Source organism: Winogradskyella sp. MIT101101 (genome assembly GCF_047126865.1).
Lineage (GTDB): Bacteria > Bacteroidota > Bacteroidia > Flavobacteriales > Flavobacteriaceae > Winogradskyella > Winogradskyella ouciana.
In genome coordinates this window covers 1518859-1534461 of sequence record NZ_CP138982.1, presented here as the reverse complement: position 1 = coordinate 1534461, position 15603 = coordinate 1518859, and the positions used below count along the sequence as shown (strand labels likewise).

The 15603-nt window shown below is 34.5% G+C and carries 11 protein-coding genes; 8 read left to right on the top strand and 3 right to left on the bottom strand.

The genetic code is table 11. The features are described 5' to 3' along the window. Position 1 precedes the first annotated feature (1 nt). From SIB89_RS07140 to SIB89_RS07110, 7 genes are all read left to right on the top strand, one after another. Complete coding sequence (locus SIB89_RS07140; protein ID WP_412561697.1) at positions 2–1642, top strand: MFS transporter; 1641 nt, start codon at positions 2–4, stop codon at positions 1640–1642. Positions 1643–1659: 17 nt separating this feature from the next. Next, positions 1660–2544 (top strand): glycosyl hydrolase family 17 protein, encoded by an 885-nt coding sequence (locus SIB89_RS07135; RefSeq protein WP_412561696.1) that lies wholly within the window; start codon positions 1660–1662, stop codon positions 2542–2544. A gap of 93 nt (positions 2545–2637) precedes the next feature. Continuing rightward, a complete protein-coding gene (locus tag SIB89_RS07130) occupies positions 2638–5937 on the top strand; it encodes a VCBS repeat-containing protein (RefSeq protein WP_412561695.1) in 3300 nt (1099 codons plus the stop codon). A gap of 206 nt (positions 5938–6143) precedes the next feature. Next, complete coding sequence (locus SIB89_RS07125) at positions 6144–8021, top strand: T9SS type A sorting domain-containing protein (protein WP_412561694.1); 1878 nt, start codon at positions 6144–6146, stop codon at positions 8019–8021. A gap of 98 nt (positions 8022–8119) precedes the next feature. After that, a complete protein-coding gene (locus SIB89_RS07120) occupies positions 8120–10240 on the top strand; it encodes a thioredoxin domain-containing protein (protein WP_412561693.1) in 2121 nt (706 codons plus the stop codon). Positions 10241–10425: 185 nt separating this feature from the next. Next, positions 10426–11328: a T9SS type A sorting domain-containing protein gene (locus tag SIB89_RS07115; protein WP_412561692.1), complete on the top strand. Its 903-nt coding sequence runs from the start codon at positions 10426–10428 to the stop codon at positions 11326–11328. 64 nt (positions 11329–11392) lie between these two features. Beyond that, positions 11393–12394 (top strand): LacI family DNA-binding transcriptional regulator, encoded by a 1002-nt coding sequence (locus SIB89_RS07110; protein WP_412561691.1) that lies wholly within the window; start codon positions 11393–11395, stop codon positions 12392–12394. 88 nt (positions 12395–12482) lie between these two features. Here the strand turns inward: SIB89_RS07110 and SIB89_RS07105 are convergent, their stop codons facing one another. The 3 genes from SIB89_RS07105 to SIB89_RS07095 form a co-directional block, all read right to left on the bottom strand. Next, a complete protein-coding gene (locus tag SIB89_RS07105) occupies positions 12483–12716 on the bottom strand; it encodes a hypothetical protein (protein WP_155090174.1) in 234 nt (77 codons plus the stop codon). A gap of 37 nt (positions 12717–12753) precedes the next feature. Further along, positions 12754–12984 (bottom strand): hypothetical protein, encoded by a 231-nt coding sequence (locus tag SIB89_RS07100; RefSeq protein ID WP_155090173.1) that lies wholly within the window; start codon positions 12982–12984, stop codon positions 12754–12756. A gap of 99 nt (positions 12985–13083) precedes the next feature. After that, positions 13084–14319: a 3-deoxy-D-manno-octulosonic acid transferase gene (locus tag SIB89_RS07095; protein ID WP_412561690.1), complete on the bottom strand. Its 1236-nt coding sequence runs from the start codon at positions 14317–14319 to the stop codon at positions 13084–13086. A 121-nt stretch (positions 14320–14440) separates the two neighbouring features. Between SIB89_RS07095 and SIB89_RS07090 the strand changes: the two genes are divergently transcribed. After that, complete coding sequence (locus SIB89_RS07090; protein ID WP_412561689.1) at positions 14441–15601, top strand: DegT/DnrJ/EryC1/StrS family aminotransferase; 1161 nt, start codon at positions 14441–14443, stop codon at positions 15599–15601. The last annotated feature ends 2 nt before the right edge of the window (positions 15602–15603 follow it).

The following is a 15603-nucleotide window of genomic DNA, read 5'->3' as shown; positions in this document are numbered from 1 at the left end:
TATGTCAAACATCAAAACGGCGAAGCGAGATAGAGTTCCTATAGGTCAAAAAGCGGCCTTTGGTTCAGGACACTTGGTTCTTAATTTATTACCTGGAGCTTTAGCGGTTTTCATGTTTTTTTTAGTAACAGCTTTTGGAATGGATCCCTTTTTGGCTGGATTGTTAGGTGGATTACCTAGAATATTTGATGCACTCACAGACCCGATAATGGGTTTTATTTCTGATAATACTAAATCTAAATGGGGAAGGCGAAGACCTTATATTTTCATTGGAGCTATTCTAAGTGGTATCCTCTTTGCATTATTATTCCAAATGAGCGAGAACAACTCAGTAATGTTCAATTTTTGGTATTTTCTTCTCATGTCATTACTGTTTCTAATCGGTAACACAATGTATGCCACACCGTTAGTGGGATTAGGATACGAAATGACTTCAGATTATAATGAGCGTACGCGCTTAATGGCATTTGCTAATACTGTCGGACAAATAGCTTGGATGCTAGTGCCTTGGTTTTGGGTAGTTATTGCTGATCCTACCGTGTTTTCATTAAGTGATGAAGCTCTTAGGGCTATAGGAGAAATGGGTCTTACAGGAGATGATTTACAAAAAATAACGGACGAAAAATTACAGGCTAATGGTGTTCGTAAATTGTCTTTAACAGTTGGTTTAGCATGCGCAGTACTTGGTATTCTGCCAGCATTATTCTGTAAAGGGATTGATGCCGGTAAAATGGAAAATAGAAAAAAAATTAGTATGAGTACACTAGGTTCTAGCTTTAAAGATTTGTTTCAAGGTATTAAGGAAGTGTCAAAAAACAAACCTTTTATGAAGCTGTGTGGAGCGACATTCTTGGTGTTCAACGGGTTTCAAATGGTAGCTTCCTTCAGTTTCTTCATAATTGTTTTTTATATATATAATGGTAACTATGGTGATGCTGGTACATGGCCTGCTTGGTTTGCTTCCCTCACTGCGGTAGTTACTGCTTTTATGGTAATCCCAATTATTTCTCGCATAGCAAACAAGTTTGGTAAGAGAAAAGCTTTTATAATATCTACTGTTATTTCTATTGTTGGGTACATTCTTAAATGGTGGGGTTTTGATAATGAATTGAATAGGCAATTTAATGAGACAAGTCTAGGCCAAGGACTGAACAATAGTGTAGTCTCAATATTTAATGCTATAAATCCTTTTTTAGACAGTATAGGTATGTCTTGGTTTAGTATGGATACGAGCCAAGGAGGTCCTTGGTTAATGTTTTTACCAATACCTTTTATGGCTTTTGGTTTAGGTGGATTATTTACATTAATGATGAGTATGACAGCAGATGTATGTGATTTGGATGAATTAGAAAATGGGATGCCGAGAAAAGAAGGGACTTTTGGTGCAATATATTGGTGGATGGTAAAGTTAGGTCAGGCCATTGCTCTAGTACTTGGTGGAGCAATTCTAACATTAGTTGGATTCGACGAAGGAGCCGTATCTCAAACGGCCGAAACAATGATAAAGTTACGATTGGCAGATATCATTATACCAGCTTCAACAGCTGCAATAGCGATATGGGTAATGTTGAAGTACAGCCTAAATGAGACTAGAGCAAGAGAAATAAAAGAAAAATTAATAGAACGAAGAGGCGAGTTATAATTTTAATAAAATAAGACATGTCGTACAGAGAAGAAAAGCATTTCGCATTGGCATCATTAGATTATGCCAATAAAGACATAAAAGAGATAAAAAAGGCTTACAGAAAGATTTTAAATCAAGGAGTACATGGCTTATGCTTTAGTCCTTATATGGAGGGGCAAAAGCCAGGTAATCAATTATCTGAAAAACAAATAAGAAGAAGAATTGAGATTATAAAACCATACACTAAATGGATTCGTTCTTTTTCTTGTACAGAAGGTAATGAAATGATACCTAAGATTGCGAAAGAACATGGCATTAAAACGCTTGTTGGTGCATGGCTAGGTGATGATCTTGAAATCAATGAAAACGAAATTGCTGGATTAATTGATTTGTCAAATCAAGGTTACGTTGATGTTGCCGCAGTTGGTAATGAGGTCTTGTATCGTGGAGATTTATCAGAAGAGGAATTGTTAGAACATATATATAGTGTAAAAAGAGCAATTAAAAATGTTCCGGTAGGCTATGTCGATGCTTATTATGAATTTACTGATCGTCCAAACATTACTGAAGCTTGCGATATAATATTAGCAAACTGTTATCCGTTTTGGGAAGGCTGCGACCAAGATTACTCGTTATTGTACATGAAAGATATGTACAACAGAGCTTTAAAAGCAGGAAATGGAAAAAAAGTAATAATTACAGAAACGGGCTGGCCAAACAAAGGTTCAAAATTAGAAGGCGCACACCCATCAGAAGAAAATGCGTTGAAGTATTTTATAAATGCACAGAAGTGGTCTAAGGAAGACGACGTTGAGATGTTCTATTTCTCTTCTTTTGATGAATCGTGGAAAGTTGGTGCCGAAGGAGATGTTGGCGCTTATTGGGGAATTTGGGATAAAAATGAAAAGCTTAAATACTAAGATTAATATTTTTTAACATATCAAGAATGTACTAATACAAACTTTTACTCTTGCATTTGTATATATTTACTGTATTCATATAATTTTCTGATAATGAAGAGAAGCTCTAGAATTCAATATTTAGTAATTTTTACCCTGTGTACTGTGTTTTTTTCATGCAATAATGGTAATGAAAGAAATTTATATCCTAAAGAACTGGTAGGCGGATTTGAGTTATTGCCTGCAGAAAAGACGGGAATAGACTTTGAAAATACGATAAAAGAATCAACCTATTTTAATCATTACTATTACAGCCAAATGTATGTTGGGTCAGGAGTCGCCATTGGAGATATTAACAATGACGGCTTAGCGGATGTTTTCTTTGGAGGTAATCAGGTAGAGGATAGATTATATCTCAACAAGGGCGATTTTCAATTCGAAAATATTACCAAGAAATCAAGAGTAGCCGTAAACTCTGGTTGGACCTGGGGAGTTACCATGGCAGATGTTAATGCAGATGGTTACTTAGATATATATGTAAGTAGAAATGGTACTTCTGCCAATACTGCAGATCGTAGAAATCAACTCTATATCAACAATAAGGATTTAACGTTTACCGAGTCTGCTATACAGTATGGCCTTGCTGATGTTGGTTTTTCGACTCAGGCTGTTTTTTTTGATATGGATAATGATGGTGATTTAGATATGTACCAGGTAAATCAAGTAGCTGATAAAAAATTATTACTTCTAAATAAAATTCCAAGAGAACAATTCAAATTTTTTAGAGACAGAATTTATAGAAATGATAATGGGAGATACAAAGATGTTTCTGATCAAGTCGGCATTTCTAGAGATGTGGCCTACGGACTAAGTGTTAACACTACGGATTTCAATAATGATGGTTGGATGGATCTATATGTCGCCAATGATTACGCCGAACCAGATTTTATGTATTACAATAACGGAGATGGGACATTTACAAATGTTATCAATGAGCAGTTGAAACATATTACCCAGCTAAGTATGGGTTCTGATACGGGTGATATTAATAACGATGGGTTGATTGATTTGATTACAACAGATATGACACCAGAAGATCATTATCGTTCCAAGACTAATATGGCTTCAATGAGTACTGAAGCTTTTAAAACAATGGTTGAAGCTGGTGCACATCATCAGTATATGGCCAATGCTTTGCAGGTTAATACTGGTCTAGGTAGTTTTTCTGATATTGGGAACATGGCAGGTATCGCTTACACGGATTGGAGTTGGGCAAGTCTTTTGGTGGATTTGGACAATGACGGGTTAAAGGATATAATTATTTCTAACGGGATTAAAAAAGACGTAGATAATAACGACTACAGAAATAAAGTTAAGAACCTTGCAAAAGGAGCAACCGCTGAAGATTTATTTCAGCTAAGTAAGGAAACACCGTCTCAACCAGTGTCTAACTATGCTTTTAGAAATAATGGTAACCTTAAGTTTGAAAAAGTTGCTGAAGAATGGGGTTTTGATACACCTAGTTTTTCTAATGGTATGGCCTACGGAGACCTGGATAATGACGGTGACTTGGATGTTATTGCCAATAATATTGATGCTCCAGCTTTTGTTTACGAGAACAAAGCAACAGGCAATTTTCTAAAAATAAATGTCGAAGGACCAGAAAAGAATAAATTTGGAATTGGCGTAAAAGCCGTTATCCATTATGATGGTAAAAAACAAATTGTAGAGAACTCGGTTACCAGAGGATTTATTTCTTCTGTAGAACATGGGATGTTTTTTGGGTTGGGTAAACATACTGAAGTTGATAGAGTAGAAGTTATATGGCCCAATGGAAAGGTCAATACCTATGAAAATGTAAAGGCCAATCAAGTACTATTGGCTAAGCTATCTGACGCTAAAGCAATTCAACAAGATAAAGAAGAAAAGTCGGCATTACTGGCAAAAATAAATGTTGATGATTTAGGCATAGACTTTTTACATCAAGAAAATGAATTTGATGAATTTACTGATGAAATATTATTACCTCACAATGTATCCCAAAATGGACCATTTTCAGTCTCTGGCGATGTTAATAAAGATGGCTTAGAGGATATTTTTATTGGAGGAGCAGTTGGGCAATCCGGTACCTTATACCTTCAAAATGGTGATGGTAAGTTTATTAAAAACTCATCCCAACCTTGGGAGGCAGATAGAGCCTCAGAAGATTTAGGTTGTTTGTTTATTGATGTGGATAATGATGATGATTTAGATTTATATGTTGCCAGTGGTGGTGGTGAATATATGAGAGGCGATAAACTTTTAAAAGACAGGCTATACATTAATGATGGTACTGGGAATTTTACCAAAAACAATTCGGCAATACCAGATATAAGAGAGAGTTCTCAGGCCGTAAAGGCATCAGATATTGATTCAGATGGTGATATGGACCTGTTCGTTGGCACACGTTTAGTTGCTAAATCCTATGCCTCTCCTGCATCGAGTTATATTCTTCTAAATAACAAAGGAAAGTTTACAAAGGCTTCAAAAGAAACAGCACCTGCATTAACTAACATAGGCATGGTGACAGATGCTGTGTTTACAGATATTGATAATGATAATGATGAGGATTTAATGATTGTCGGTGAGTGGATGGAGATTAAAGTTTTAACTAATAGCAATGGTGTTTTTGAAGATACATCAGAATCATTTGGGTTAAGCGATACAAGAGGTATCTGGTGGTCTGTTACGGCAAGCGATATTGATAATGATGGCGACGAAGATTACATTGTTGGAAACCTTGGAAAGAATAATAAATTCAAGGCATCTGAAGAGCATCCATTTAAGGTATATGCCAACGACTTCGATAATAACGGTACTAATGATGTGGTTTTGGCAAAATTTTATAAAAATGATTATGTACCAGTAAGAGGCAGAGAGTGCACAAGTCAACAAATGCCTTATGTTGCAGAAAAATTTGAAGATTATCACAGTTTTGCCTCTTCTAAATTAATAGACATTTTACCAGAAGACAAAGTAGAGGATGCTATCATCTATGAGATAAAGAGTTTTGAGAGCATTATATTGATTAATGACAATGGTAAGCTGGTGAGAAAAGAATTGCCTAATGATGTTCAGATATCACCAATAAAATCCTCATTAGTCATGGATGTTGATAAGGATGGTAATAAAGATATAATTATAGCTGGGAATCATTACGGAGTAGAAGTTGAGACTACACGTTATGATGCTGGTTTCGGCGCAGTGCTTTTAGGTGATGGAAATAATAACTTTAAGTATATAACGCCCAATGAAAGTGGTTTTTATGTGCCCTACGACAGTAGAAATATTACCACAATAAGTAAATCTAAAAATCCATTAATCGTTGTTACCAATAACAATGAAAAACCTACAGTTTTTAAATTTAAAAGCTAAAACCGACCTGTATAGGTGATTTGTTTCATAAAAATTTAACGATTTAAATTTTAAACAATTGACAAACAATTATTTAGACTTAATTGTTTCATTGTGTAAAATTTGTTTTTTATATGTCTGTATGGTTTTTGTATAGGTGTTATATAGCTCTGTATTGAATAATAATCAGTTTCTTGCGTAGAATATTAATGATTAACTAAAAAAACATGAAAAAAATTACATTTTTAATGTGTCTTCTAGTTTCAACTTTGGGTTTTTCTCAAGTAGTATTAGAAGATTTTGAATCTTCTTATCCCTCGAGTGATTTAGAAGCGTTTGAAGGAGCCTCTGGTGCAACAATTGTTGCTGACCCTGCTCCTGGTGGAACTAATGGACAAGTTTTAGAAATTGTATCTGAAGCCTCTGGAAATCCATGGCAAGGTGCAAGTATGTTATTACAGAGCAACTATGTAGATTTAACTACGGACAAAGCAATTCAGGTAGATATTTATTCTGATGACTCTTTTGGGATGTTACTGAAAGTTGAAAACGGCCAAACTGGTCCAGATTCAGCAGGTGACAACGATACCAATGTAAATTATGTTGGTGGTTCTGGTTGGCAGACCATTACAGTTACTCTAAATCAAAATTTAGATATGACAAGTACAGCTGATGGTGAGTATGGAAAAATTGTTTTCTTTCCTGGATGGGACAATGCCGCTGATGGTTGGGCAAGTTGTTGTAATCCTGGTGTAGGTACTGCTAACACTATATATATAGATAATATTAGAGGTGTTCAGGGCTCCGCTATTGGTGGTGGTGGATCATTGGATTTACAGGAAGATTTTGAAACATTACCTACTGACCAATTTACAGGTTTTGAAGGCTTAGGGGGTGCGAATATTGTTGCAGATCCAGCTTCGGGTGGAACCAATGGACAAGTTGGTGAAATAATTTCGTCCTCGGCAGGTCAGCCATGGCAAGGAGCCCAACTGTTAATGCAATCTAATTATATGGATTTAACTACCAACATTACTGTAGAGGTAGATGTTTACTCCGTTATGCCACTAACATTGTTTGCTAAAGTAGAAGATAATGTTGCAAGTGTAGCACCAGATTCAGCTGCTGATGAGCCACATACAGGTAGTGGTTGGGAAACATTAACGTTTACATTCAACGAATCTTTGGATATGACAGTACCTGCTAACGGTGAGTATTCTCAAATTGCGTTTTTCCCAAATTGGAATGGATCAGGGTTTAATGATCCAGCTGGTGATTTCACTATTTACGTCGATAATATTAGAGCTACCACCGGAAGTGCAATTGCAGCACCTGAACCAGATCCTGCAGCTGCTCCAATACCAACTTCTTCAGATGGTGAAACCTATAGCATCTATAATGACACGAATGCGTATTCCACATTTTTAGTATTTGACTATGACTTTGGTTCTGTAGCTGGTGAACCAGATTTAGACCCAGGAGCAGGTGAGAATAAAGCACTTAAGTTTGATTTTAGTGTTGCTGGATACGGTGTAGGTGAAGGTGGTCCTGATGATGTGTCTTCATACAATTTTGTTTCATTTGATTATTTCGCAAGAGCAGGTATACCTGGTTTTAGATTTGTTATGATTAGTAACGATGGTGGTGTAACAGAGCATAACTATGAAATAGGTGTTGATGAAGCTGTTGTTAATGAGCAGTGGACTAAAGTTGTAATACCTATGTCTTTCTTTACCAATCTTGGTTTTTCAGATACTAATTTCTGGCAGTGGAAAATGGATCCGTTTATGCAAGATCCTGGTCAAGGAGGTGTTGTGTATGTAGACAATATCCTTTTAACTCAAGGTAACCCTCTTTCTGTTGATGGATTTGAGACTACTGAGTTTAAAGCATTCCCTAATCCAACAAATAATAATTGGAACATATCAGGGAGCACAACCATTCAAACAACAACTGTTTATGATATTTTAGGTAAGCAAGTTATGGCTTTAAAACCTAATTCAAATAGTTTTGTAATTGAGGCATCGTCATTAAAAACAGGTGTTTATTTTGCAAGATTAGAATCTGATAATGGTTCTAAGACTATAAAACTGGTTAGACAATAAATAATATAATAGCAGTATAACTAGATAAAAGCGTGTTTACAATATTGTAGACACGCTTTTTTTTATAAATTGTCTATGGTTTAATCCCAAAAGAAAGTATGATCAAAAAACTCGTTTTTATAATACTCTTGTTTGTAATTACCTATAGTTGTTCTCAAAAGAATACAACTCAATCTGATGCTCATAGTCAACAGGAAGCTAATGATTTAATTAACGAAACAAGTCCTTACCTGTTACAGCATGCCTATAATCCTGTAGACTGGAAAGCATGGAACGACAACACTTTGCAATTAGCTAAAGATCAAAATAAATTAATTATAATATCTGTTGGCTATTCCGCATGTCATTGGTGCCATGTTATGGAAGAGGAGAGTTTTGAAAACGACTCGGTTGCCAAAATAATGAACGAGAACTTTATTAATATTAAGGTCGATAGAGAGGAGCGACCAGATGTTGATCAAATTTATATGGATGCTGTTCAGCTGATGACTGGTAGCGGAGGTTGGCCTCTTAACTGTATTACGTTGCCTGATGGAAGACCAGTTTTTGGAGGAACATATTTTACAAAAAAACAATGGACAAAAATCCTAAGGGATATGTCCGATCTTTATGAAAATGATCCTGAAAAAGTTATCTCGTTTGCAGAGAAGTTAACGGAAGGAGTTAACAAATCCAATCTAATTACAGTAAACAAAGAACCCGTTCAGTTCAACACTAAAAGAATCAATGACGCAGTTGAGAACCTTGAAAAGACCTTGGATTTTAAAATGGGTGGCATAAAAAAAGCGCCAAAATTTCCAATGCCAAGTCATTTAAATCTCCTGCTTCGATATGGCTATCAGTATAATAATAAAAGTTTAGTTGAATACGTAATGACCACTTTGGATAAGATGGCAAATGGCGGTATTTACGACCAAATAGGAGGTGGTTTTTCAAGATATACAGTGGATGAGAATTGGCACATACCTCATTTTGAAAAAATGCTATACGATAACGCACAATTGGTAAGTCTCTATTCTAAAGCTCATCAAGTGAGCAATAAAGAAAGTTACAAGACAATTGTAGAGGAAACATTAAGGTTTGTAGACTCAGAGTTAACGGGTAAAAATGGATCATTCTATTCTGCATTGGATGCCGACAGCGAAAATTTTGAAGGTGAGCTAGAAGAAGGTGCTTATTATGTTTGGACAGCCGAAGAATTAAAGTCTTTATTGGGAGCAGATTTTGACATATTCAAGGCCTACTATAACATTAACGCTATTGGTAAATGGGAAAAGAATAACTACGTACTGTATAAAAACACAACCGATTCTGAATTTGTTAAAAAGCATAACCTTTCGTTATTTGACTTAAAGACTAAATTACTAGAATGGAAATCAAAGCTTAAAAAGGCTAGAGATAATAGGAAACCTCCAAGAAAGGATGATAAAGCACTTACTTCATGGAATGCATTAATGTTAAAAGCTTATGTGGATGCCTACAAGGCTTTTGGTAATAATTCCTATTTAGATAAAGCATTAAAAAATGCAAATTTTATTAAAGAGAATCAAATACAATCAAATGGAGGATTGTTTCACAATTATAAAGATGCCAAAAGTATAATTGAAGGTTTCTCTGAAGATTATGCACATACAATTGCTGCGTTCATAGAGTTGTACCAGGTAACTTTTGATGAACAATGGCTTGATCTATCAAAAAGTCTAATGGATTATGCTATATCTCATTTTTTAAATGACGAGAGTAGTATGTTTTATTTTACATCAGATAAGTCAACTAATTTAATAGCAAGAAAAACAGAAGTTTTTGATAATGTTATTCCTTCTTCAAATTCTGTTCTGGCGGATTGTTTATTTAAATTAGGCCATTATTATGCTAATAAAGATTACTCTAAATTGGCCGCTCAAATGCTAGCCAACATTGATGAGGATATGCAAAAATCACCATCCGGATATACCAACTGGATGACATTATACCTAAATCATTCTAATGCTTATTATGAGGTGGCGATTTCGGGTAAAGAAGCTGTTGATAAGCTAAATGAGCTAAATGCCCATTATATACCAAATATATTGATCTCTGGTTCTAAGACTGAAAGTAATTTGCCTTTATTGAAGAATAAGTTTATTGAGGATGAAACATTGATATATGTTTGTGTAAATGGCACATGTAAACTTCCCGTTAATTCTATAGAAAAAGCCAGAAATCAGATATCCAAATAAAAGTAGTTTAAGAAAAAATCACTCTGCGACGGTATTTCCATTCTATAATTGATTTGTTTTAAAACTTAGAAAATGAATGATTTTTTAAATAGGCTATTGTTAAATAATTTTATTATTTAATTTTTATAAATTATCTTTATTAGGTATTGAAAAGAATAATTTCTAGAAACTAAAATAATATTACTATGAGAAAAATTACTTTATTCCTAGCATTATTAACGTTGTCATTTGGGTTTTCCCAAACGGTAATAAATTTTGATGCTACAGCATTTAGTCCAGATCCTACTGGTAATGGTCTCGGCTTTATGAACGTATTTGATAATCCTAAAGATGGAACTATTGGAGGTTTTCAGTTTGAATCAGGATGGGGAATTCCAGATTTAATAGCCGAATTAGACACAGGTGCAAATTCTGTAACATTGAAACCAAATAGAATAGGTGATACCAATGTGTACTGGCAAACTGATGGAGTATTGGAAGGTAACAAGATAATGGATGCAAATTGTTTTATACAAGATGATACTTTGGCTGGTTCTGTATTTTCTTTTACTGGAGAAGTCACATCTAATACTATAATGGATTCTGGCTTAAGTATTCCTTATACAACAATTGCATTTATCAAGGTATTTGCATCAGATTTCTCATCAGTGTTGGCCGAAGATACAGCGGTTTTAAATGAAGGAACATTTCTATTGAATATGGACGCTACATCATATAATTCTGGTGAGCATGTGCAATATGGTTTTCAATTTATTGGACCAAACATTAATTCAAGACCAGAGTTTGATACAGATTATAACAATTTAGGAAGTATTGTTGTTGAACCGGCTCTTTTATCTATTGATGAGTTTGAAACTTCAGAGGTTAATGTATATCCAAACCCTACAGCTTCAAAATGGAGAATCAAATCAAACAGCCAAACTATTAATAGTATTGAGGTTTTTGATATACTCGGAAAGCAGGTGATGCAATTAGAGCCAAACACAACAGAGGTTATGGTTGATGCCTCAGAATTAAATGTTGGTGTCTATCTTGCAAAAATTTCATCCGAAAAAGGAACCAAGACCATTAAATTGGTTAAAAACTAAATGTTATTTTTTAGAATAGCATAATAAAAGAGCGTACATTATACGCTCTTCTTATTTTATAAATATGGCAACATTAAAAGAACTAGCAAAACTCCTTAATATTTCAGTGTCCACAGTTTCTAAGGCACTCAACGATAGCCACGAAATAAGTGAGACAACAAAAAGACGTGTCAATGAACTGGCAGAAAAGGTTAATTATAAACCCAATCGAATTGCACAACAATTAAAAACCAATAAAACCAAAACGATTGGTGTTATTTTACCCAAGGTAACCAATCCGTTTTTTGCTGAAGTTTTGCATGGTATTGAGACTACGGCTACCAATAGCGACTATGATATTATTGTTTGCTTATCTAATGAGTCTTTTGAGAAGGAACAGCGTAGTTTAGAGTTATTGTCTAATGGTAGTGTTGATGGTTTTATTATGGCCGTTGCCAGAGATACTCAGGTTAAAGAACAATCAGAACATATTAAAGCAGCAATTGCAAGTAAGATTCCTGTACTGATGTTCGATAGAGTAATCAATGAAATAATTTGTAATAAAGTTATTGTAGATGATTTTAAGTCTGTATATGAAGCAACAGAGTTCTTAATAAAAAAAGAAAGAAGAAAAAACATCTTATTGGTAAGTAATGTTGAAGAGCTTAGTGTTGGAAAACTAAGAATTAAAGGATATCAAAAAGCCATTGAAGAAGCCAAGTTGCAATCACAAATTTTAAAACTTGCAAATGTTGATGATGTAGATGAAAGTGTCTACAATTATTTAAAGGATAATACTGGGATTGACGCTATAATATCCATAGATCATATTACAGGAATAATCGCTATTAATATGGCCAAAAAACTAGGGAGGAGCATTCCTGATGACTTATCTATTATTGGTTTTGGTTATGAGCATACACATCTACTAGCTAGTCCTAAGATTTCAATTATCCATCAGAAAGCATTTGAAATAGGTGAGGTGGCAGTAAAATTATTAATAGAACAACTTAATGATGAAGAACACCAACAGAAAACCTTGATAGTGCCAAGCGAATTAAAACTTTGGGAGTCAACAAAAAATTAACAATAAAAAAAGCCTGATAATTTATCAGGCTTTTTAGTTTTTATGGAATAATAAAGGAAAACCAGTTCGCCTTTATTTGGTCATCAATTTAATTAGCATCATCAACTGCATCCTCCATGTCATCAGCTGCGTCTTCAGCAGCATCACCAGCGTCATCAACAGCATCTTCCATAGCCTCACCTGCTTCTTCCATAGCATCTTCTGTTTCTTCTACAGCTTCTTCTATTTGGTCTTCAACCTTTTCTTCTTTAGTTTCTCTACAAGAATTTAACGATAGGCCTAAGAATGCAACTAGAGCCAAACTTAAAATTACTTTTTTCATTTTTTTGTTTATTTATATGATTAGTGATTAATGTAAATTAGTTATCGTCGCCGTCGACTTCGTCAACAGCATCTTCCATGGCTTCACCCGCTTCTTTAGTTTCCTCAACAGCATTGTCCATAGCCTTTCCAGCTTTTTCCATAGCTCCTTCAGTTTCTTTTTCAACGTTTTCAACTGCCGCTTCGGTTTCTTCTTTAGTTTCTCTACAAGAATTTAATGATAGGCCTAAGAATGCAACTAGGGCCAAGCTTAAAATTACTTTTTTCATTTTAATAGTTTTAGTGTTAATTATTAGTTATATGCACTAAATTAACAATTTAAACGAAACTTTAACAAAATTTCGATGTTTATTAGTAGTGCAACACTTCTATATACGTATGTAATTAAGGATTTGGATGATGGCGCCTCTATTATTTTCAATAAACGCTTTGTTAATCTCACCTTGCTTTTTTCTATAGGAAAGGTCAGATACTAAAGTGTTTAAAATAGATTCAAATTCAGAAACCGACGAAACAGTAGTGACACCACCCAGATTTATTAGAGCTTTGGCTTCGGGAAATTTGCCGTAGTTTTTCCCTATTATTATAGGGATTCCAAAAACAGCAGGTTCTAATATATTATGTAATCCTGTTGTTCCAGCTGCACCACCAACATATGCTATATCTGCATAACTATAGACTTTACTTAGATAACCAATCGTGTCTAGAATAAAAACACCGTAGTTTGATAAATTTTCATTCTGCATTTCTGAAAAACAAATGGTGTTAACCTTAAGTTGAGACTTTAGAGACGCAATGTAACTAGGTTTTATATTATGTGGCGCAATTATGTACTTTGTGTTATCGTTTGAAGTATCATTAATATAATCCAAATACAACTTATCATCATCTGGCCAAGTGCTTCCAAAAACAACACATGTTCTACCATTTTTAAAGCTTTCAATAAAATCAACTGTATTATCAGTATCCAGTTGATTATATACCCGATCAAAACGCGTATCGCCAGAAACGGAAACATCGTTATAACCTATTCTTTCAAGTAACAATTTAGAATTCTCATCTTGCGTAAAAATATGATTGAAAGCAAATAAAGAAGATGTCATAAAACTTCCATACCACTTAAAGAAACTTTGGTTTTCCCTAAATACTGCAGAAATAAGTATAGCATTTAGGCTTCGTTTTTTTATTTCTGAAAGGAAGTTGGGCCAAATTTCATACTTCACAAAGATGATGTAATCAGCATTCACAATATCCAGAAAGCGTTTGGCATTAGCTTTCGTGTCAAAAGGAAGGTAGACCACCGCATCAGCAATTTTACTGTTTTTTCTGACTTCATAACCTGAAGGAGAAAAAAAGGATAGCACAATTTTATAGTCTGAATATTTAGTTCTTAAAGCTTCAAAAACAGGCAAGCCTTGTTCGTATTCACCTAAAGAAGCACAGTGAAACCAAAACGTTTTATCGGTAGGTTTTATTGAGTGTTCTAACTTTTTAAACGTTTCCTTTCTACCATCTACACCTAACTTCAATTTCTGGTTAAAAAGCGCAATAAGCTTAACAACGAAACTTGCAATATTAATTCCTATGGAATAGAGTAGTCCCAAACATAAAGATTTGTGCTAAAATACATTTCTTTCAATTAATTGCATTGGCATAGCGATTACAATTTTGTATTTTCGCTAAAGACCTAATTCTAGGTTGCAGATATAAATTAGAATCTCCGGAATGAAAAAAATCCAAATGGTTGACCTACAGGGTCAGTATGCAAAAATTAAAGATGTTGTAGATCCATCAATTCAAGAAGTAATGGATAGTGCAGCATTTATCAATGGTCCAAAAGTACATCAATTTCAAAAAAACCTTGAAGATTACCTTGGTGTTAAGCACGTTATTCCATGTGCCAATGGAACGGATGCACTTCAAATTGCAATGATGGGCTTAGGGTTAAAACCAGGTGATGAAGTCATTACAGCCGATTTTACTTTTGCGGCTACAGTTGAGGTCATTGCCTTGCTACAACTAACTCCAGTCTTGGTAGATGTAGACCCTGTGACCTTTAATATTGATGTCGATGCTATTGAAAAAGCCATCACACCAAAAACTAAAGCTATTGTACCAGTGCATTTATTTGGATTGGCTGCAGATATGGATGCCATTATGGATTTAGCGAAAAAACATAATTTATACGTTATTGAAGATAATGCACAAGGCATTGGTGCTGATTACATTCATAATGATGGTACAAAAACCAAAACGGGAGCTATAGGCCATGTAGCCTCAACGTCTTTTTTTCCTTCAAAAAACTTAGGTTGCTATGGTGATGGTGGTGCAATTTTTACCAATGATGACGATTTAGCGCATACTATTAGAGGAATTGTAAATCATGGTATGTATAAGCGTTATCATCATGATGTAGTTGGAGTAAATTCGAGATTAGATTCTATACAGGCTGCAGTGTTAGATGCTAAATTACCTCATTTAGATAATTACAATGAAGCAAGACGTAATGCTGCTAGAAAATATTCTGAAGGCTTTAAAGATCATCCAAAAATTACAGTTCCGACAGGAAGAACTGCTTGTGAAGGTATTTGCGATACATGTAATTGCCATGTATTTCATCAATATACTTTAAACTTAAAAGATGTTAATAGAGACGCTCTGGCGGCACATTTGCAAGAACAAAATATTCCTTGTGGAGTATATTACCCAATTCCATTGCACCTTCAAAAAGCTTATGCTGACGAGCGTTATAATGAAGAAGATTTTAAAGTGACTAATCAATTGGTGCAATCTGTAATTTCATTGCCAATGCACACAGAATTAGATGATGAACAAATTGAATTTATTACCACTACAGTTTTAAATTTTATAGACGGTAATTCTTAAAT

Excerpts from the sequence above, each read along its gene's own strand:
- SIB89_RS07140 (WP_412561697.1), top strand. The coding sequence starts at position 2 with ATGTCAAACATCAAAACGGCGAAGCGAGATAGAGTTCCTATAGGTCAA.
- SIB89_RS07135 (WP_412561696.1), top strand. The coding sequence starts at position 1,660 with ATGTCGTACAGAGAAGAAAAGCATTTCGCATTGGCATCATTAGATTAT.
- SIB89_RS07130 (WP_412561695.1), top strand. The coding sequence starts at position 2,638 with ATGAAGAGAAGCTCTAGAATTCAATATTTAGTAATTTTTACCCTGTGT.
- SIB89_RS07125 (WP_412561694.1), top strand. The coding sequence starts at position 6,144 with ATGAAAAAAATTACATTTTTAATGTGTCTTCTAGTTTCAACTTTGGGT.
- SIB89_RS07120 (WP_412561693.1), top strand. The coding sequence starts at position 8,120 with ATGATCAAAAAACTCGTTTTTATAATACTCTTGTTTGTAATTACCTAT.
- SIB89_RS07115 (WP_412561692.1), top strand. The coding sequence starts at position 10,426 with ATGAGAAAAATTACTTTATTCCTAGCATTATTAACGTTGTCATTTGGG.
- SIB89_RS07110 (WP_412561691.1), top strand. The coding sequence starts at position 11,393 with ATGGCAACATTAAAAGAACTAGCAAAACTCCTTAATATTTCAGTGTCC.
- SIB89_RS07105 (WP_155090174.1), bottom strand. The coding sequence starts at position 12,716 with ATGAAAAAAGTAATTTTAAGTTTGGCTCTAGTTGCATTCTTAGGCCTA.
- SIB89_RS07100 (WP_155090173.1), bottom strand. The coding sequence starts at position 12,984 with ATGAAAAAAGTAATTTTAAGCTTGGCCCTAGTTGCATTCTTAGGCCTA.
- SIB89_RS07090 (WP_412561689.1), top strand. The coding sequence starts at position 14,441 with ATGAAAAAAATCCAAATGGTTGACCTACAGGGTCAGTATGCAAAAATT.